Origin of the sequence: Bacillus pretiosus (assembly GCF_051294775.1) — a bacterium.
GTDB lineage: Bacteria > Bacillota > Bacilli > Bacillales > Bacillaceae_G > Bacillus_A > Bacillus_A wiedmannii.
Genome location: NZ_JBPPHF010000002.1, coordinates 707,339 through 725,844, shown reverse-complemented (window position 1 = coordinate 725,844; position 18,506 = coordinate 707,339). Strand labels below are relative to the sequence as shown.

Annotated in this window: 20 protein-coding genes, 1 riboswitch and 1 other annotated feature; of the genes, 9 read left to right on the top strand and 11 right to left on the bottom strand. The window is 36.7% G+C overall.

Going from position 1 to position 18,506, the window contains the following annotated elements:
* Nucleotides 1-88: 88 nt before the first annotated feature.
* Both ACSG5Z_RS12060 and ACSG5Z_RS12055 read left to right on the top strand, forming a co-directional pair.
* The gene (locus ACSG5Z_RS12060; protein WP_435711489.1) at nucleotides 89-1,087 is read left to right on the top strand and encodes an alpha/beta fold hydrolase; all 999 of its coding nucleotides are present in this window, start codon (nucleotides 89-91) and stop codon (nucleotides 1,085-1,087) included.
* Nucleotides 1,088-1,218: 131 nt separating this feature from the next.
* On the top strand, nucleotides 1,219-2,538 hold the full coding sequence (locus ACSG5Z_RS12055) for a Na+/H+ antiporter family protein (RefSeq protein WP_000994830.1): 1,320 nt from the start codon (nucleotides 1,219-1,221) through the stop codon (nucleotides 2,536-2,538).
* Nucleotides 2,539-2,561: 23 nt separating this feature from the next.
* Here ACSG5Z_RS12055 and ACSG5Z_RS12050 read toward each other — a convergent pair whose 3' ends face one another.
* Together ACSG5Z_RS12050 and ACSG5Z_RS12045 are read right to left on the bottom strand one after the other, a co-directional pair.
* Nucleotides 2,562-3,425, bottom strand: coding sequence for a LacI family DNA-binding transcriptional regulator (locus ACSG5Z_RS12050; RefSeq protein WP_060488343.1), 864 nt, complete (start codon nucleotides 3,423-3,425; stop codon nucleotides 2,562-2,564).
* A gap of 99 nt (nucleotides 3,426-3,524) precedes the next feature.
* Entirely contained in the window at nucleotides 3,525-4,007 is a 483-nt protein-coding gene (locus ACSG5Z_RS12045) for a GNAT family N-acetyltransferase (protein ID WP_060488342.1), read from the bottom strand.
* An 81-nt stretch (nucleotides 4,008-4,088) separates the two neighbouring features.
* Here ACSG5Z_RS12045 and ACSG5Z_RS12040 point away from each other — a divergent pair, with 81 nt between their 5' ends.
* On the top strand, nucleotides 4,089-5,012 hold the full coding sequence (locus tag ACSG5Z_RS12040; RefSeq protein WP_087985138.1) for an alpha/beta hydrolase: 924 nt from the start codon (nucleotides 4,089-4,091) through the stop codon (nucleotides 5,010-5,012).
* A gap of 9 nt (nucleotides 5,013-5,021) precedes the next feature.
* Here the strand turns inward: ACSG5Z_RS12040 and ACSG5Z_RS12035 are convergent, their stop codons facing one another.
* Nucleotides 5,022-5,267, bottom strand: coding sequence for a DUF2552 family protein (locus ACSG5Z_RS12035; RefSeq protein WP_000360794.1), 246 nt, complete (start codon nucleotides 5,265-5,267; stop codon nucleotides 5,022-5,024).
* A gap of 139 nt (nucleotides 5,268-5,406) precedes the next feature.
* Here ACSG5Z_RS12035 and ACSG5Z_RS12030 point away from each other — a divergent pair, with 139 nt between their 5' ends.
* The 5 genes from ACSG5Z_RS12030 to ribH all read left to right on the top strand — a co-directional run bounded on the left by ACSG5Z_RS12030 (nucleotide 5,407) and on the right by ribH (nucleotide 9,680).
* On the top strand, nucleotides 5,407-5,613 hold the full coding sequence (locus tag ACSG5Z_RS12030) for a CDGSH iron-sulfur domain-containing protein (RefSeq protein ID WP_001151582.1): 207 nt from the start codon (nucleotides 5,407-5,409) through the stop codon (nucleotides 5,611-5,613).
* A gap of 188 nt (nucleotides 5,614-5,801) precedes the next feature.
* Nucleotides 5,802-5,945, top strand: a riboswitch (FMN riboswitch).
* 310 nt (nucleotides 5,946-6,255) lie between these two features.
* Nucleotides 6,256-7,368: a bifunctional diaminohydroxyphosphoribosylaminopyrimidine deaminase/5-amino-6-(5-phosphoribosylamino)uracil reductase RibD gene (ribD, locus tag ACSG5Z_RS12025; RefSeq protein ID WP_435711488.1), complete on the top strand. Its 1,113-nt coding sequence runs from the start codon at nucleotides 6,256-6,258 to the stop codon at nucleotides 7,366-7,368.
* Nucleotides 7,350-7,994 carry a riboflavin synthase subunit alpha gene (gene ribE / locus ACSG5Z_RS12020; protein WP_262748943.1) on the top strand — a complete coding sequence of 215 codons (645 nt, stop codon included), beginning with the start codon at nucleotides 7,350-7,352 and terminating at the stop codon, nucleotides 7,992-7,994. The genes ribD and ribE overlap by 19 nt, the downstream gene beginning before the upstream one ends.
* Before the next feature lie 12 nt (nucleotides 7,995-8,006).
* On the top strand, nucleotides 8,007-9,200 hold the full coding sequence (gene ribBA, locus ACSG5Z_RS12015; RefSeq protein ID WP_097889634.1) for a bifunctional 3,4-dihydroxy-2-butanone 4-phosphate synthase/GTP cyclohydrolase II: 1,194 nt from the start codon (nucleotides 8,007-8,009) through the stop codon (nucleotides 9,198-9,200).
* 18 nt (nucleotides 9,201-9,218) lie between these two features.
* Nucleotides 9,219-9,680: a 6,7-dimethyl-8-ribityllumazine synthase gene (gene ribH / locus ACSG5Z_RS12010; protein WP_000230900.1), complete on the top strand. Its 462-nt coding sequence runs from the start codon at nucleotides 9,219-9,221 to the stop codon at nucleotides 9,678-9,680.
* A 29-nt stretch (nucleotides 9,681-9,709) separates the two neighbouring features.
* Here the strand turns inward: ribH and ACSG5Z_RS12005 are convergent, their stop codons facing one another.
* The 8 genes from ACSG5Z_RS12005 to ACSG5Z_RS11970 all read right to left on the bottom strand — a co-directional run bounded on the left by ACSG5Z_RS12005 (nucleotide 9,710) and on the right by ACSG5Z_RS11970 (nucleotide 16,474).
* Nucleotides 9,710-10,030, bottom strand: coding sequence for a hypothetical protein (locus tag ACSG5Z_RS12005; protein WP_000549778.1), 321 nt, complete (start codon nucleotides 10,028-10,030; stop codon nucleotides 9,710-9,712).
* 183 nt (nucleotides 10,031-10,213) lie between these two features.
* The gene (bioB, locus tag ACSG5Z_RS12000; RefSeq protein ID WP_000815838.1) at nucleotides 10,214-11,212 is read right to left on the bottom strand and encodes a biotin synthase; all 999 of its coding nucleotides are present in this window, start codon (nucleotides 11,210-11,212) and stop codon (nucleotides 10,214-10,216) included.
* A complete protein-coding gene (gene bioC / locus ACSG5Z_RS11995; protein ID WP_435711487.1) occupies nucleotides 11,166-12,023 on the bottom strand; it encodes a malonyl-ACP O-methyltransferase BioC in 858 nt (285 codons plus the stop codon). Before bioC ends, bioB begins: the two co-directional genes overlap by 47 nt.
* Nucleotides 11,989-12,729 (bottom strand): alpha/beta fold hydrolase, encoded by a 741-nt coding sequence (locus ACSG5Z_RS11990; RefSeq protein WP_435711486.1) that lies wholly within the window; start codon nucleotides 12,727-12,729, stop codon nucleotides 11,989-11,991. The genes bioC and ACSG5Z_RS11990 overlap by 35 nt, the downstream gene beginning before the upstream one ends.
* Nucleotides 12,726-13,913: an 8-amino-7-oxononanoate synthase gene (gene bioF, locus ACSG5Z_RS11985; RefSeq protein ID WP_435711485.1), complete on the bottom strand. Its 1,188-nt coding sequence runs from the start codon at nucleotides 13,911-13,913 to the stop codon at nucleotides 12,726-12,728. Before bioF ends, ACSG5Z_RS11990 begins: the two co-directional genes overlap by 4 nt.
* Entirely contained in the window at nucleotides 13,879-14,607 is a 729-nt protein-coding gene (bioD, locus tag ACSG5Z_RS11980; protein ID WP_097889632.1) for an ATP-dependent dethiobiotin synthetase BioD, read from the bottom strand. Before bioD ends, bioF begins: the two co-directional genes overlap by 35 nt.
* Nucleotides 14,607-15,995 (bottom strand): adenosylmethionine--8-amino-7-oxononanoate transaminase, encoded by a 1,389-nt coding sequence (bioA, locus tag ACSG5Z_RS11975; RefSeq protein ID WP_088064365.1) that lies wholly within the window; start codon nucleotides 15,993-15,995, stop codon nucleotides 14,607-14,609. The genes bioD and bioA overlap by 1 nt, the downstream gene beginning before the upstream one ends.
* A 122-nt stretch (nucleotides 15,996-16,117) precedes the next feature.
* Nucleotides 16,118-16,474 carry a hypothetical protein gene (locus tag ACSG5Z_RS11970; RefSeq protein WP_137011333.1) on the bottom strand — a complete coding sequence of 119 codons (357 nt, stop codon included), beginning with the start codon at nucleotides 16,472-16,474 and terminating at the stop codon, nucleotides 16,118-16,120.
* A 142-nt stretch (nucleotides 16,475-16,616) separates the two neighbouring features.
* Nucleotides 16,617-16,837, top strand: a binding site (T-box leader).
* Nucleotides 16,838-17,114: 277 nt separating this feature from the next.
* Here ACSG5Z_RS11970 and nhaC point away from each other — a divergent pair.
* Nucleotides 17,115-18,488 carry a Na+/H+ antiporter NhaC gene (gene nhaC, locus ACSG5Z_RS11965; RefSeq protein WP_435711484.1) on the top strand — a complete coding sequence of 458 codons (1,374 nt, stop codon included), beginning with the start codon at nucleotides 17,115-17,117 and terminating at the stop codon, nucleotides 18,486-18,488.
* The last annotated feature ends 18 nt before the right edge of the window (nucleotides 18,489-18,506 follow it).

Here is an 18,506-nt window from a genome sequence, read left to right as displayed (position 1 = left end):
TATGGTATGTTACAATGATTTTCTAACAGTATATGCAAAACGAATAGCCTGTGCGATTCATATGATTTCAGAAAAGGAGGTTTTCCATATGCTTTTTCGTAGCTATACCCCACAGTTTTATAATGAAAATAAACAACTCATTCCTAATAGTATTGCTACGATGGAAAGTGTTATGATTCATAATCGAAAACAAACTCTCCTTATGCGCGGGCAAAACGTAGAGCAGCCAATTTTATTATGCTGTCATGGCGGACCTGGCATGGCACAAATTGGATTTATTCGTCATTTTCAAAAAGAATTGGAGAAACACTTCATCGTTATTAATTGGGATCAGCGCGGGGCAGGTAAATCCTTTTCAATGAAAGATTTCGGAGCAAATTTTACAATCGAACAATTCGTTTCCGATGCAAAAGAAGTGATTCAATATGTACTTAAAAAGTTCAATAAACAGAAACTATTTCTCGCTGGTCATTCTTGGGGAAGCATTATTGGGCTTAACATAGCACATCAATATCCACAGTATATCGAGGCTTACATCGGTATTGGGCAGATTGTACATATGAAACAAAACGAAGAATTGCTATATCAGCATTTAATTCGTTCTGCAAAAAAACATGATCATAAAAAAGCATTAGCGTCCCTTTTGAAATTAGGCAAACCACCATTTTTAGATACAAGACGCCTTATTATTCAAAGAAAGTGGCTTGGCACATTCGGCGGAGCAATCCAAAACGGATCTTCCTTTTCTTTCATACGAAAAGGCTTCTTTTCCCCTGAATATACGCTATTAGATTGGTTCAAGTTTCTCGCAGGAAATTTAAAATCTGGCGTTTTATGGGAAGAAATGTTGACAATCGATTTCTTTTCTTCTATTTCAAGCTTATCTATTCCGGTTTATTTTTGTTCTGGTCGCTATGATTATCAAACTCCTTATGCTCTCGTTCAGGAATATTGTGATGTGATAGAAGCCCCCATAAAAAAAATGATTTGGTTCCCAAATTCAGCACATTCTCCTGATTTAGAAGAACCAGAATTATTCGCCAATTCTTTACAATCAATTAAACAAGAGCTAGCTTTTCAACATTAGTAACAAAAGGCTCTTTTACATTTCATAGAAAACAATTTATAATAATATGTCGCAACTATGTATAAATCTAGCAAAGTGCTTCATATTTACTTGCCTTAACACAATATAATTTTAGGGAGATTACATTTATTATGAATGCTGTACTCGTCGCAGTAGCAGTTATGCTATTGCTTAGTTTGTTACGTGTCCAGGTCATTGTCGCCATCATTGTTGGAGCTTTAACAGGCGGAATTATCGGTGGACTCGGTATTTCAGAAACTATTAACACTTTTACAACTGGCCTTGGAAACAGTGCTCCAATCGCTTTAAGTTATGCCATGCTTGGCGGTTTCGCTATTTCCCTTTCCAAAACAGGACTTCCAGATGCCATGATTCAAACTGCACTAAAATGGATTGGCAATGAACAAGACACGAAAAAACAAGTTTATTCTAAAATACTTATTTTATTCATCATTTTAACGATGGCTTGTTTCTCACAAAATGTGATTCCTGTTCATATCGCTTTCATCCCCATCTTAATTCCAGCACTTTTAAAAGTATTAAATGAGCTGAAAGTGGATCGCCGACTTGTTACATGTATTATTACATTCGGATTGATTACTCCTTATATGTGGATTCCAGCAGGGTTCGGAAAAATTTATCATGACGTATTGCAAACAAATGCTGCGCAAAGTGGTCTTACATTTGATGTCGCACTTATTCCAAAAGCAATGACTATTCCAGCAATCGGTATGATTATTGGATTATGTGTAGCGGTATTCATTACGTACCGGAAACCTCGTACGTATGAAACAGAACAAGTTCATACTACCGCAAATGAAATCGTTCCCTATACAAAACGTAGCATTACTTTCGGATTGTTATCTATCATAGCCACATTAACTGTTCAATTAGCAACAGAATCAATGATTTTCGGTGCTTTAGCGGGGATTATCGTCTTATCAGTAAGTGGTAGTCTACCTCTTAAAGAAGCAGATGCGATATTAACAAGCGGAATGCGCATGATGTCCTTTATCGGTTTTGTTATGATCGCTGCCGCTGGATTTGGCGCTGTTCTTCGAAAAACAGGACATGTTGAATCTCTTGTGCAAACGAGTGCACATATAATTGGAAATAACAAACCACTCGCTGCATTTCTTATGCTTGTGATTGGACTTCTCGTTACGATGGGAATTGGTTCATCCTTTTCAACCATCCCTATTTTAACAACAATTTTTGTGCCTCTTTGCATGCAGCTTGGATTTAGTCCAATGGCCACAATTGCAATTATCGGTACAGCTGGAGCGCTAGGCGATGCGGGATCTCCAGCATCAGATAGTACACTTGGGCCAACATCCGGTTTAAATGCTGATGGTCAACACCATCATATATGGGATACATGTGTACCAACTTTTCTGCATTATAATATACCGTTACTTATATTCGGCTTTATTGCCGCAATTACATTATAAAAGGTGCGTTTTATACGCACCTTTTACTTTTTTATTTTTTCTTTTAATTGTTGTAAAGCTATTTTCCCATTTTCTTCGGCGCAACTTTCAATTTTCATGAGTGACGAGCCTATCCATTCACTGTCTATGCTCCCGTTCGGTCCAATAATTTTCAACTTATCCGGTATACGGATATTGAAATTTTTCGCTGCTTGAATTAACTCAAAAGTAACCTTTTCACTTGAAGTTACAATTCCATCTATATACGGGTAAGTTTGTAAGAATGTAATAAACTGTTTATTCGTATACCCTTGTACACATACTTCTCGATAAGAGATCCCTTCCTCCCAAACAGCGTCTAAAAATCCTGATATGCGCTCTTCCATTTCTTCACTATCTTCTCCCTCATCGAAATAAGCAAGAAATTGACAGCCTTTTTCTTTTAATAAAGAAACCGTTCTTTGTCCACTTTCATAATAATTTGCATGGGATTTTTGTTCATCAATCACAACAAACGGAAGTGGAATTTCTCCTATACTTTTAAAAACGGATCTTGTTAAAATAACACCTGCAACGTTATTTTCCTTCAACATATATATGTATCTATCTTTATTCTCTATATTACAAACAATGATTTGATATCCTTCTTTATATGCTATTTCCTCAATACAATGTAGCAAAGGGATGTTTGATAGGTCATATAGATTATCTACAAGTAATGCAATTATCGTTGAATTCTCTTTAAATAATGGCTTTGCTGCATTATTTGGCCTATAACGTAATTCCCCAATTGCTTCCTTTACTTGTTTTACTGTGTCCTCATGAACGTATCCTTTTTCATTAATAACTCGTGAAACGGTTGCGACTGAAACACCTGCCAATTTTGCAACATCACGTATAGTTGCCACATCGTCACCCCTTAATATGGTAATAGATTACAATTTTACGGTAACCTAAATTACAATATTCGTCAAGGTTAATAACTTATATTTCTGAAAATTGTTACATCAATTTATTAAACGATACTCCAACTGTATTTCATGTAAAATTGGGATGTTATCATATCCGATACGCGGAATTTCTTTCTTTATTTTTCGTGCCTCTTCCACTGCATTCACATATAAATTAGTCATCACAAAATTACGTTTTTGGTAAAAACGTAACGCATTCATATTATCATTTGTTGTTATGAGCCAAACCCGCCCGCACCGTTCTTCTTCTGCAAATTGTAATACACAATCTACAAGTTTCGTCCCTATTCCTTTTCTTTCTTCAAAGCTATCTAACGATACAATTTCACAAATATTTCCGGTCACTTCATACGTTATAATTCCGATTATTCTGTCATCCAAGAGCGCAACAAATCCTGGCAACTCTTCTAACTGATGCCCCTTACCACGTGAAACCATCAATGAACTCCCCCAGTTCTCACACATGAACATTCGGATTGTTTCTTTCATCGCTGGCGTAATTTTTTGTATATACACCATTTCCTATTTCTCCCCTTTTCTATCATTGTGATACAATGTAAGTGTATCACATGTAACGGTATTTGGAGGATGAGGTAAAGTATGAAACGTTTTTTTGCAGCATTGTTTACTATACTAGGTGCGATAACTGCCCTTGGGATTTTCTTTACAAATAAAGTGATGTACTTAAAGAAAAAAACAGAGGAAGAAGTACTCGAAAGAGAAACGAAAAAACATTTTCGTTTAGAGGATTTTGATGCTCTTCATAAAGAAGAAATTCATATTCCTTCGCAATTCGGATATGATCTTCACGGATATTACATTCCTGCTGGTCATTCCAATAAGTTTATGATTTTTTGTCACGGCGTAACTGTAAATAAAATGAACTCTGTAAAATATGCAAGGTTATTTTTAAGCAGAGGATATAATGTCGTGATTTATGATCATCGTCGTCATGGTAAAACTGGCGGAAAAACAACAAGCTATGGATACTATGAAAAACATGATTTAAAATCTGTAGTTGACTGGCTAAAAAGTCGTTTTGGAACAAATATAACACTCGGTATTCATGGTGAATCTATGGGAGCTGCAACACTTCTTCAATACGCAGGACTTGTAGAAGATGGTGCTGATTTCTATATTGCAGATTGTCCTTTTTCTGATTTCTACGGGCAATTACAACACCGTTTAAAGGTTGAATTCCATTTACCTAAATGGCCTTTATTACCTTTAGCAAATGCTTTTTTAAAAGTACGTGACGGTTATACGATTCGCGAAGTTTCACCAATCGATTGTATAAAAAATATTAATAATCCCGTCCTCTTTATTCATAGTAAAGATGATGATTATATTTTAGCTGATATGACGAAATCACTATATGAAGCAAAAGAAAACAATAAACAACTTTATATTGCAGAACGCGGTGCACACGCTTGCTCTTATAACGAAAATAAAGAAGAGTATGAAGCAGCCGTTGATCAATTTTTAAACTCATATGTAAAAGAAACAAAAAACAGGCTTGCATAAGCCTGTTTTTTATTGCGCTAAAACGTCTGTAACTTGTTCCATATTTACAGAAATCCATTGCATTGCATCATCTAACGTTGGAAATTCTGTCGTTTGAAATGTTACTTCATCTTGAAGTAACCAAACATCCTTTGCCTCTTGCCCTACACCTGCAATGGACCAATGTAACAAACTATATGGATGATTATCATTCAAAAATGATGCCCACGTGCGCTCATTTGCAATGTTTCGTAATGTATGTAATTGTTTATCCATCTCTCGTCACCTTACTCTAGTCAGTTATAAAAAACATTATAACACTCTCTTCTCTCCCAAAGAAAGTGCTCATTTTATATTGTCAAGTACTTCTCTTAATTATATGATGAAATTAAGCGTTTGGGAAGGAGGGATAGCGTTGGCGAAAGTACAAATTAAAGTAAATGATAATGGCTCTTTTCGCGTTACAGGGGACGTGGAATTAGTCGATTCACAAGGGAATGTATTCCCAGCAAAACCGGCATTTTCTTTATGCCGTTGTGGTTTATCAAAAAATATGCCTTATTGCGATGCTTCGCATAAAGGGAAATTCGAGTCTGTCGTTAGAGCACCAGAGGCAGAATAATTTTACATGTGACATGCACATTTTTTTGTGCATGTTTTTTCTTTTCATTAACTCTCGTCCCCCTTTTCCTTACAACATTCCTCGTACTTTTGTCCTCATTCCAACTTACATATATTTTCACACAATTCTTCACATTCGAATATTTTTTTCTAGCCTTTTATTTTTTTTGTGCTATAATTTGAGCAAACAACATCCTTCGGGGTCGGGTGAAATTCCCAACCGGCGGTGATGAAGTGCAAACTTCTAAGTCCGTGACCCGTTTTCAACTCGAAAACGGTGGATCTAGTGAAACTCTAGGGCCGACAGTATAGTCTGGATGGGAGAAGGATATGTTTTCTAGTAATTTTATATAGCGAATACACTTTTATTTCAGTATGCATATTTTTAAAGTTTCGTTTTGAATCTTTATATATGTTTTATTTTGTATACTTATGTTTCTATACTGAAATAAAAAGATACGACTAGCGTTTGAAAAATTCGATATTTTTGCTAGGTTTTTTCCTTATGCAAAAATACCAATCAACGTTAGGTTTCTTTCCTGTACTTTCGTATTCGAACTATATTTCTAGAAATCACGTCTCCCAAACCCCAAGGATATAAAATCCTTGGGGTTTTTTGATTTTTTCAGGAGAGGTGAAGAGAATGACAGATCAAGAATATATGAGGATTGCCCTACAGTTAGCAGAAGGGACATCTGGACAAACAAGTCCAAACCCTATGGTTGGTGCTGTTGTTGTAAAAGAAGGAAACATCGTCGGTATTGGCGCTCATTTACGTGCTGGTGAAGAACACGCAGAAGTTCACGCGCTTCATATGGCTGGTGAAAAAGCAAAAGGAGCTACCGTGTATGTAACACTTGAACCGTGTAGCCATTTTGGAAAAACACCACCTTGCTGTGAATTACTCATCAAAAAAGAAGTTAAGCGCGTTGTAATCGCTACTCTTGATTGTAATCCGCTCGTTTCTGGTAATGGAAAAAGGAGATTAGAAGAAGCTGGAATTGAAGTAACGACTGGTGTTCTTGAAGCGGAAGCAGTTTTACTAAATCGCTACTTTTTTCACTACATGAAAACGAAACGTCCATTTGTAACAATAAAAACAGCAATGAGCTTAGACGGAAAAACAGCGACTGTCACTGGTGAAAGTAAGTGGATTACAGGTGAAGCCGCACGAGCTGATGTTCACCAATATCGCCATACACATGATGCAATTCTCGTTGGAGTGAATACAGTTATAGCTGATAATCCGCATTTAACAACAAGAATTCCTAACGGGGGTAAACATCCTATACGCGTTATTTTAGATACCCATTTACGAACACCACCATCTTCTCATGTCATAACAGATGGTTTAGCACCGACATGGATTATTGTCGGTAAGGATGTAAATAAAGAGAAAATAGCTTCTTATGAATCTGAAAATATAGCTATATTCCAAATGAAAACAAAACATATAGAAATCAAGGACCTCCTTTTCTTTCTTGGAGAGAAGCAAATTCTTTCTCTATTCGTTGAAGGTGGTCAAACAGTTCACGCAAGCTTCTTACAAACAAAGTATTCCAATGAAATTGTAACTTATATAAGTCCCAAATTAATTGGCGGGAAAGATGCCCCTACTTTATTTGGCGGAGATGGTTTCAAAGCATTGCAAGATGCAATTTCCTTGGAAATTCAAGAGATGAAACAAATTGGTGATGATATAAAAATCGTTGCGAATGCCCGAAGTGAGGTGACGGAATGTTTACAGGAATTGTAGAAGAATTAGGAACGATTGCAAACATGCAACAAAGCGGAGAAGCGATGAAGTTAACGATCCATGCGAATAAAATTTTATCAGATGTTCACTTAGGTGATAGTATCGCGGTTAACGGTATTTGCTTAACTGTAACGAGTTTCACAACAGCTTCATTCACAGTGGATGCAATGCCTGAAACGATGCAATCAACATCACTTCGCATGCTTACACAACACTCTAAAGTAAATTTAGAGCGGGCGATGGCTGCAAACGGACGATTCGGTGGGCATTTCGTTTCAGGACATATTGATGGCATTGGAACGATATTAAACAAAAAACAGCACTATAATGCCGTCTATTACAAAATAGCTATTTCTGATGAATTGCTGCGCTATTGTTTGCATAAAGGTTCCGTTGCTGTTGATGGAACGAGTTTAACAATATTTGATATAGACGAATCTTCCATCACAATCTCACTCATCCCGCACACAGTAAGTGAATCTGTTATCGGAGCAAAGAATGCCGGTGACATCGTAAACATTGAGTGTGACATGATCGGTAAATATATCGAACGCTTTATTTCTAAACCTGTAAAACGAACAGGTTCAATGAGCGAAAGCTTTTTACAAGAAAACGGATTTCTATAAGGGGGAAGCATTATGTTTCATCGTATTGAAGAAGCTCTAGAAGATTTAAAACAAGGAAAAGTCGTTATCGTATGCGATGATGAAAACCGTGAAAATGAAGGCGACTTTATCGCTTTAGCAGAGTATATTACGCCAGAAACGATTAACTTTATGATTACACATGGGCGTGGTCTCGTTTGTGTACCGATTACGGAAGAATACGCAGAACGTCTACAATTAGAACCAATGGTAGCTCATAATACAGATTCGCATCATACTGCATTTACAGTGAGTATTGATCATGTTTCTACAACAACAGGGATTAGCGCTCACGAACGGGCAACTACGATACAAGAATTATTAAACCCTGCATCAAAAGGTACTGATTTCAATCGTCCTGGACATATCTTTCCATTAATCGCGAAAGAAGGCGGTGTCCTACGCCGAGCTGGTCATACAGAAGCTGCTGTCGATTTAGCCAGACTTTGCGGAGCAGAACCAGCTGGAGTCATTTGCGAGATTATTAATGAGGACGGTACGATGGCACGCGTACCTGATTTACTACAGTGTGCAAAACAATTTGATATAAAAATGATTACAATAGAAGATTTAATTGCTTACCGCCGCCACCATGAAACACTAGTGACGCGAGAAGTGGAAATTACATTACCTACAGATTTCGGTACTTTCCATGCAATTGGCTATTCTAATTCATTAGATACGAAAGAACATATCGCACTCGTAAAAGGTGATATTTCAACAGGAGAGCCTGTACTTGTACGCGTTCATTCAGAGTGCTTAACAGGAGATGTATTTGGCTCGTGCCGCTGTGATTGCGGACCACAACTCCATGCTGCACTTGCTCAAATTGAGCGTGAAGGAAAAGGCGTTCTTCTCTATATGAGACAAGAAGGACGAGGCATTGGCCTTCTTAATAAGCTTCGCGCTTATAAGTTACAAGAAGAAGGATTCGATACTGTAGAAGCAAACGAAAAACTTGGGTTCCCAGCTGATTTGCGTGATTACGGTATTGGCGCTCAAATTTTAAAAGATTTAGGTTTACAACATTTACGATTATTAACGAATAATCCACGAAAAATTGCTGGCTTACAAGGTTACGATTTAGAAGTAATCGAGCGTGTACCATTGCAAATGCCAACAAAAGAAGAGAATAAAACGTATTTACAAACGAAAGTAAACAAATTAGGACATTTACTAAACTTATAATTAAGGGAGAGGTTTATTATGGTATTCGAAGGTCATTTAGTTGGTACAGGATTAAAAGTTGGGGTTGTTGTTGGACGTTTTAATGAATTTATTACAAGTAAGTTACTCGGCGGAGCTTTAGATGGATTAAAGCGTCACGGTGTAGAAGAAACTGATATCGATGTTGCTTGGGTTCCTGGCGCATTCGAAATTCCTTTAATCGCTAAAAAGATGGCTAATAGCGGAAAGTATGATGCTGTAATTACGTTAGGTACTGTAATTCGTGGTGCTACAACACATTACGATTACGTTTGTAATGAAGTAGCAAAAGGAGTTGCATCTTTATCACTACAAACAGACATCCCAGTTATTTTCGGTGTATTAACGACTGAAACGATCGAGCAAGCGATTGAACGCGCGGGCACGAAAGCAGGTAATAAAGGCTATGAATCCGCCGTTGCTGCGATTGAAATGGCTCATTTATCAAAACAATGGGCATAAAAAATAAAAAAGAGGCTGCGGCCTCTTTTTTATTTTTTTACTTTTTTCCGTACATCTTTTATTAATTCATCCATTGTTTTTCCTTCTGTTTGTATACGAAGCGTTTGTGCTGTTCTCCATACATTCTCTCTTTTCTTCGCTTCTTCTATAATAGTAATTTCTTTTCGCACTTCCTTTAAATCTTTCCCTTCTGTTTTCAATCCAAAATGTTCAGCTTTCGTTCGAAAATGTTGTTCAATTCGTTGTTGCATTTCTTTTTGTTCAGGATTTTCGGCAGCCTTAACTGGATCAGCACTTATTGCTTTTAGTAAAATTAGACAAGTCATAATCGCTAATATATATTTGTGCATGTAAAATCCTCCAACCCAATATAAATTACATATTTACTATGTACAATTGGGGCTTGGAAAATTCGTCCACCAAAATTCTTTTTTCTGCTCAAAAACCAATAGTATCAAGCTTTCACAACTATTTATTACATTTTATTTACAAAAAAAAAGCAAACTCTTTTACAAGTTTGCTTTTTATCTATCTTATAATGCACATTCTTCAATCTCAAACCCTAAATCTTCAATCATACCCCAGTCTGCAGTCGGTTCTTGTCCAGCTGTCGTTAAGTAATCTCCAACAAAAATAGAATTTGCTGCAAATAAACCGATTGGCTGCACAGAGCGTAAATTGATTTCACGTCCTCCTGAAATACGAATTTCTTTCGTTGGGTTTACAAAACGCATCATCGCCAGTACTTTTAAACATTCTATCGGCGTTAATTCTTTTTGTCCTTCAAGCGGCGTACCCTTTACAGCAACAAGGAAATTACATGGAATTGAATCTGCATCTATACGTTGTAATTCAAATGCAATTTCAGCACGTTCTTCTATTGTCTCCCCCATTCCAAAAATTGCCCCAGAGCATGGTGAAATGCCTGCTTGTTTCGCTTTTTGAACTGTATCAACACGATCGTCATACGTATGAGTGGAGCAAATACTTTCGTAATTATTTGCATGTGTATTTAAGTTGTGGTTATAACGATGTACACCCGCTTCTGCTAAACGTCCTGCTTGATCTTCGTTTAAGAAACCTAAACAACAACAAATCTTCAAATCTGTCGTTTCACGAATCTCCTTAACTGCTCCAATTACGTGATTCACCTCTTTATCCGTCGGGCGACGACCAGATGCTACAATACAATATGTACCCGCTTTACGGCGAATTGCTTCGTGTGCTCCTTCTACAATCTTTTCCTGCGTTAGCCATGCATATTTATCAATCGGCGCCTCTGAAATAATAGACTGTGAACAATATCCGCAATCTTCAGGACATAATCCAGATTTCGTATTAATAATCATATTCAATTTTACTTTCTTACCAAAGTGATGATGGCGAATGATGTAAGCTGCATTCATAATTTCTAACACTTCTGTATCATCAGCTTCTAATATTGCAATTGCATCCTCTTTCGTAATCATTTTCTCTTCTACTACGTCATGTGCAAGTTTTTTCCAATCCCTTTTTGTTTGTACTTGTTTCATTCCATCTCTTCCCCTCTTTTGTTATATGCATAAATAAAGCATGATACGTCGCCATTATCCCTTCATTTTCCGTGAAGTCTCTTTCGTATATGCGAAGCATCGCACGAAAGAGTGAGGGACTTTGACAATATGATTCTTCATTACTATTGGTCGCTCCTACTTTTCGAATAGAGTGTAGAAACTCCCTAACTTCTGTAAATCTCTCTATGTAACATGTTTCAGAAACATGCACATCCCCTGTTTCTATTTCACACATATGGCGCAACTGATTTTTCGAATAAAAAAGTTGCCCAATCGATGTTTCATTTTGTATATTTTTTTCTTCTTTCGCCCGCTGGAACGAAGCATGCAATTCTTGAAATGTTTCATGTCCAAACGTTGAAAAGAGTAATATCCCATCTATAGACAAATGATGAAATAAATTTCTTATCACTTGTTTTAAATCATTTAGCCATTGAAATGTGGCATTTGAAATAATGACATCATATGTTTCTTCTAGTCGTAATCTTTCGATATCCTCACAGTAAAACGTTACATTTTTCACATTTTGTCTAGTTTTCGCAACTGCAATCATACTTTCAGCAAAATCAATGGCTGTAATATGTGCTTTCGGAAATAAGTTTGATAATTGCTCTGTAACATATCCTGTTCCGCATCCAAGTTCTAAAATACGTATCGATGAATTTGCACTATATCGCCGATTCAATGTAGAAAGTAATGAATGTGCCATCTTTTTTTGTACATTTGCATATTGATCGTAGGATACAGATGCCGCGTTAAACCGTTTTTGAAGTAACGTTTTGTTGATCATGTCGTATCCCCTCTACAAATTGAATTATCTCATTTCCGCAATATTCGAAATTCGTTACGCATAATGCGTGTCCAGCCTCACTTACTACCTTGAGCGTGGCAGTCTCATTCTCAGCCATACTACGCGCTGCAGACAATGGACAAATTACATCCTGCTCTCCGTGAATAAGTAGTATAGGGACTTTAATTTCTTTCAGTTCTTCTCTCATATCTGCTTCTATTAAATACTCCAAACCTAATTGCAAAGACTGAATAGAATCACCTTTAAAGCGTTTTATCATATCTTCAAACCTTTTATTCTCTTTCAGCTCATCTTTTGTAAACATATTTTCATAAAACCGCTTGAGCGTATCTTCTTTCTTTCTCGCTAAATTCTTTTTCAGCCGTTCTACATGCAGAGTATTCCATCCACTCGTATAATCGCTCGTATTTGTAAATTTGGCAGTACCACCAATTAGTACGATACCTTTTGCCTTAACCCTTTTATGAGCTTGAACTGCTGCTAACGCTCCTAGTGACCATCCAACTAAAATTACATTTTCATCTTTTGCTACATCTATTATTCGCCCCGCAAATTCACTTTGTTCTTTCACATTACGCCAATTGATACATTGAACAGAATATCCTTTAAAATACGGCAGAACTAAAGTCCAAACACCTTCTTCCATTCCCCATCCAGGAATAAAAATAACCTTTAGCTCTTTCATACGAAAAACCCCTCTTCTTTACCAATGCATATAATATGCTGAATAGCCCATTTCAAATCAGCTATTGTATGTTGGGACGTAACTGCAAAACGGACCCGTGAACTATTAACTGGAACCGTTGGTGGACGAATTGCAATTGCTGCAATACCTCCCTCTTGTAGCCTTCTACTAAACCGTAAAGCTGCTTCATTTGAACCGACTACAATTGGTACAATATGAGTTGAGCTATTCCCAATATCAAAACCAGCTTCTTGCAAAAGTGTCCTAAAATATGCTCCATTCTCTATAAGCCTCTCTCTTCTTTCATTATCTTCTTTCACAATTTCAATTGCTTTTTGCACTGCTCCTAACGTTCCTGGTGGTAAAGCTGTTGTAAAAATAAAGCTTCTCATCATATTTTGTAAATACTCTATATACATTGCATCACCTGTCAAATACGCGCCATAACACCCTAGAGCTTTGCTAAACGTCCCCATATGTATATCAATTTTTTGAGCAATATCTTTTTCTATATGAGACAACCCTGCTCCATCAATTCCATATATTCCACTCGCATGTGCTTCATCGACTATAATGATTGCCCCGTATTTCTCTTTCAGCTCCACTAACTCTCTCAAATACGCAGTATCACCATCCATACTAAAAACAGTATCCGTTACGATTAATTTCTTCTTTTTGGGCGGCGCTGCTTGCAACAGCTTCTCTAAATGATCTAAATCATTATGACGATACCTTTTATGCTCTGCTCCGCTTAATATAATCCCATCAACGATGCTTGCGTGATTCAATTTGTCACTAAACACAATATCGTGACGACAGGCTAATGAAGAAATCACTCCAACATTTGCGGTATATCCACTATTTACAACTAAGGCTTTTTCAGTGCCTTTCCATTCGCATATACTTCTCTCAACCTCTTCATACAGTGAATAATTTCCTACAACGAGCCTTGATGCTGTCGCTCCAGTTCCATATTTTCTTGTGCATGCAATAGCAGCTTCTTTTAACCTCTCATCTCCAGCTAACCCTAAATAATTATTTGACGCTAAATTTAGCATCCTTTTTTCATCTCGAATAAGCCATGTCTCTTCTGCTTGTTCTGTTACATGCAAATTGCGATACTGTCCTTGTTCATTTAATTGTTGCAATTTAGATTGAAGATGTGTGCGCCACGTTTGATTCATTTCGGATGAACTCCTCTAATTTTGAAATCATTATATACTCTTTTGCAGATTCCAAGACTTCTTCTTTTGTAAACGCACCTTCAAAGAATGGTAATAAACCTAAAACCGGTACCCCACTTAGCTCTTCAATCATTTCTTTATTTTCTTGTACTCTTTCCATTTCACATTCTTTGCAGCCGGATAAAATTACACCTGCTACTGTTAAGCCCTGTGCCTTTGCATAAGCAATTGTTAAAACTGTATGATTTACTGTTCCTAATGTAGGGCGTGCGACTATAATAAGAGGAAGCTGTAATTCCTTTGCGAAATCAATTACTAAAGCGTCTTCTGTATATGGAACAGCCAGTCCACCTGCTCCTTCTACAAATAGGCTATTAAACTCTTTCAATCGTTCATTATAATGATCCATAATGTCTTTTAAATGTACTACTCTTCCAGCTCTTTTCATGGCAAGTCTCGGAGCAAGAGGTTCTTCAATAGAATAAGGGCAAATTTCATCTTCTTTTGTTGGTACACCCGATAATGCTTTTAACCTTGCTGCATCTCCCTCTGGATTTGATGCAACATGTCCACTTTGCAACGGTTTATATACCCCGATGTTATATCCCAATTCTCTAAATACACCTGCTAATGCACCCGCAACTACAGTTTTCCCCACTTCAGTATCCGTCGCTGTAACAAAAAAACCGCCCATTATTCTCCCTCCGTAACATCCGAGATTGCTTTATACAAAATACGTAACATATCATCAATCTCATCAATTGTAGAAGCAAGAGGAGGCATAAATACAATCGTATTACCGAGTGGTCGCAAAATCATGCCCAGCTCTCTTGAACGTTTACATACTTGAACACCGACTCTCTCTGTCCATTCAAACGCTTCTTTCGTTACTTTATTCTTCACAAGTTCAATTCCAACCATTAACCCGCACTGACGAATATCCCCTACATGTTTATACGCAAAGAGCGATTCTAATTGCGTCGCTACATATTCTGTCTTACTTGCCACTTCTTCTATTAAATTTGTTTTCTCGTATAGCTCTAGATTCGCAATGGCTACCGCACACCCTAACGGATTCCCTGTATAACTATGACCGTGGAAAAATGTTTTTTGTTCTTCATAGTCTCCTAAAAAGGCATTATAAATTTCATCTGTCGTTACGGTGATTGCAACTGGTAAATATCCACCTGTTAAACCTTTTCCGGCTGTTAAAATGTCCGGCGTTACATTTTCATGTTCACATGCAAACATTTTCCCGGTACGCCCAAATCCAGTCGCTACCTCATCTGTAATAAATAAAACATTATATTTTGTACATAAATTACGGAGCCCTCTTAAGTATCCTTTTGGCATTGTAATCATACCGCCAGCACCTTGCATTAAAGGCTCTACAATAATCGCCGCAATTTCTTCATGCTTTTCTTTCAGCAGCTCTTCCATTTCTTCTAAATGTTTTTTCACAATTTCCTCCTTATTATTTCCATAAGGAGAACGATATGTATATGGATACGGCATTTTAATTGCCTCAAATAAAAGTGAACTATACACTTGGTGAAACAAGTCTATCGCTCCTACTGAAACAGCTCCAATTGTATCACCGTGATACGCTTCTTTTAATGTAACAAATCTTTGTTTCTTCGGTTTTCCTTTATGCTGCCAATATTGAAAGGCCATCTTAATTGCAATTTCAACGGCGCTAGAACCGGAGTCTGAATAGAATACTTTCTTCAAACCTTCTGGCACAACTTCAATTATTTTTTCTGCTAATAAAATAGATGGAACGTTAGCAAGTCCTAACATAGTAGAATGGGCAATTTTATTTAATTGCTCACGAATTGCTTCATCTAATTCTGGTACTTGATGTCCGTGAACATTTAACCAAATAGATGAAACACCATCCCAATATTCATTTCCATTTACATCGTATAGCTTTCTTCCCTCTCCACGTTCAATAATGACAGGGTCTTCTTCTAAATAATCTTTCATTTGTGTAAACGGATGCCATACATAAGCTTTATTTTTCTCCGATAATTCTTCATATGTATAAGACGATTTTTCAGTCGTATTACTATTAACAGTCACAATTGTCACCCCTAATGTTAACTAATTTATAAATAAAGTTAACATTAAATTTAAATGACTGTCAATTATTTTTAAATCAAATAGTTCTTAAAAAAGAACAACTTATCATACGATAAGTTGTTCTACTTTCCGTGTTGTACCTTTCCGATTTCTAAAATAATCTCTTCATCTTTTTTTCCTTCTGTATCAATTCCAAGCTGTTTTGCATGTTCAATTAATAAATCATGGCGCTTCTCAAATCTTGCGGTATTTACTTCTTTCGTAACCTCTTCTTTTGTTTTCCCTTCAGTAGAAACTCCTAGTTTCTCAGCTGCTTTTTCCATCGACTTCTTCTCTTCCGTTTCTTTCGCTTTCTTCACTTCTAACTGCTGTATTTGCTTTTGTTTCGCCTGCTCTGATTCAGCTGCAAAAGCTGTGTAAATTCCAGCACTTCCGCCAATGACTAGTAAGGTGGTAAAAAGAATTATTTTTTTCTTCACTCTTTCCTCCCCTTTCAAATTCATTATAACGTACAAATTTAGAACATTAAAAACATTTAACCTTTATTTCCCTAAAAAAATATTGAACATTTTTATTGACATATAAGATAAAAATGTGATAAAAATTTAACTAACATCATATGAATCGGCATTGATAGGATTTAGTAGTATTTCGATTTCTGATTTCAGAGAGCTGGTGGTCGGTGCGAACCAGTACAGAGCGAATTATGAATTACCCCCTGGAGCTTCTTTTGCGAAACGTAAGGAGTAGTGAAAGACGGTTATAGACCGTTATATCTAAAGAGTGGTGAAACGAAACTGTTTCACAATTTAGGGTGGTACCGCGAATTTTTCGTCCCTGCATATATTGCAGGGGCGTTTTTATTTTATTAGCGCATATCATACGACCCTTTATTTTGTGATACATTCATTTCACAAGCTAGGGTGGTACCGCGATATCTTCGTCCCTGCATAATTATATGCAGGGACGTTTTTTTATCCAATCATTTCCGTATCATATTGAAGGACCAACAATTACCGATAATTTGTCACAAAATTCTAAATTTTAGAAGGAAATACACAATATTGGCGAATTTTATATAAAAAAGAGCTATTTTAAATTACTTAGGAGGGGAAAACAATGGTTTCAAAAATTGAATCTGTTCTTTTAACATTATTTATCTTTTTCTGTATTGGCTTTAGTGTTATTCAATTAGAAGTTTCACCACACATCCCAATTTTATTTGGTATCGTTCTTTTATTAGCATTTGGATTTATGAAAAAAATCTCTTGGTCTACTATGGAAAAAGGGATGATCAGTAGTATTTCAGCTGGTATTCCATCTATTTTTATTTTCTTGCTTGTAGGCGTATTAATTAGTGTTTGGATCGCTGCTGGAACAATTCCAACTTTAATGGTATACGGCTTCCAGCTTGTATCTCCAAAGATTTTCGTTCCAACTGTTTTTGTTGTTTGTGCAATTGTTGGAACAAGTATCGGTAGTGCCTTTACAACTGCCGCAACTGTAGGACTTGCCTTTATGGGTATGGGTAGTGCTCTCGGATACGATCCAGCTCTAATCGCTGGTGCAATTATTTCTGGTGCATTCTTTGGAGATAAAATGTCTCCTTTATCTGATACAACAAACTTAGCTCCTGCTGTAACGGGTGTAGATTTATTTGAGCATATTCGTAACATGCTTTGGACAACAGTTCCAGCTTTCATTATTGCTTTTATCGCATTTTTCATTTTAGGAGGCGGTACTAGCGGAGACGTTGACTTCACAAACTTTATTAGCACTTTAGAGAAAAATACGACGATTTCTATCGTTACACTAATTCCAATTTTATTACTGTTCCTATTCGCATTTAAAAAAGTTCCAGCAGTTCCAACATTACTTGCAGGAATTGTGGTAGGAATTATTATTCTCTTTATTTTTAAACCTAGCACTTCTTTAGCTGATTTAATGAAAATTATGCAAGACGGATACGTTTCTAAAACTGGTATTAAAGGCATTGATAGCTTACTATCTCGCGGTGGTCTACAAAGTATGATGATGTCGATTGCACTTATTTTCCTGGCTCTTTGTATGGGAGGATTATTACAAGGAATGGGTATTATTACGCAGCTCATGAATATCATCTCTAGCTTCGTAAAAAATAGCACACGTTTAATTATTTCTACTGCTTCAACTGCAATTGGTGTAAACTTCTTACTTGGTGAGCAGTACTTATCCATCGTTTTAACAGGACAAGCATTTGCTAATAAATACGATGAAGTCGGTTTAGAACGTCGTAATTTATCACGTGTATTAGAAGATGCAGGTACAGTTATTAACCCGCTCGTACCATGGGGAGTAAGTGGTGTATTCTTGTCAAACGTCCTTGGCGTTCCGACATTCGATTACCTTCCATTCGCAATTTTCTGTTTAGCTTGCCCAGTCTTAACAATTATTGTTGGTTTCACTGGATTTGGTCTTTCATGGAAGAAAGAAAAAGCAGTAACAATTTCATAATATACTAAAAAGGATTAC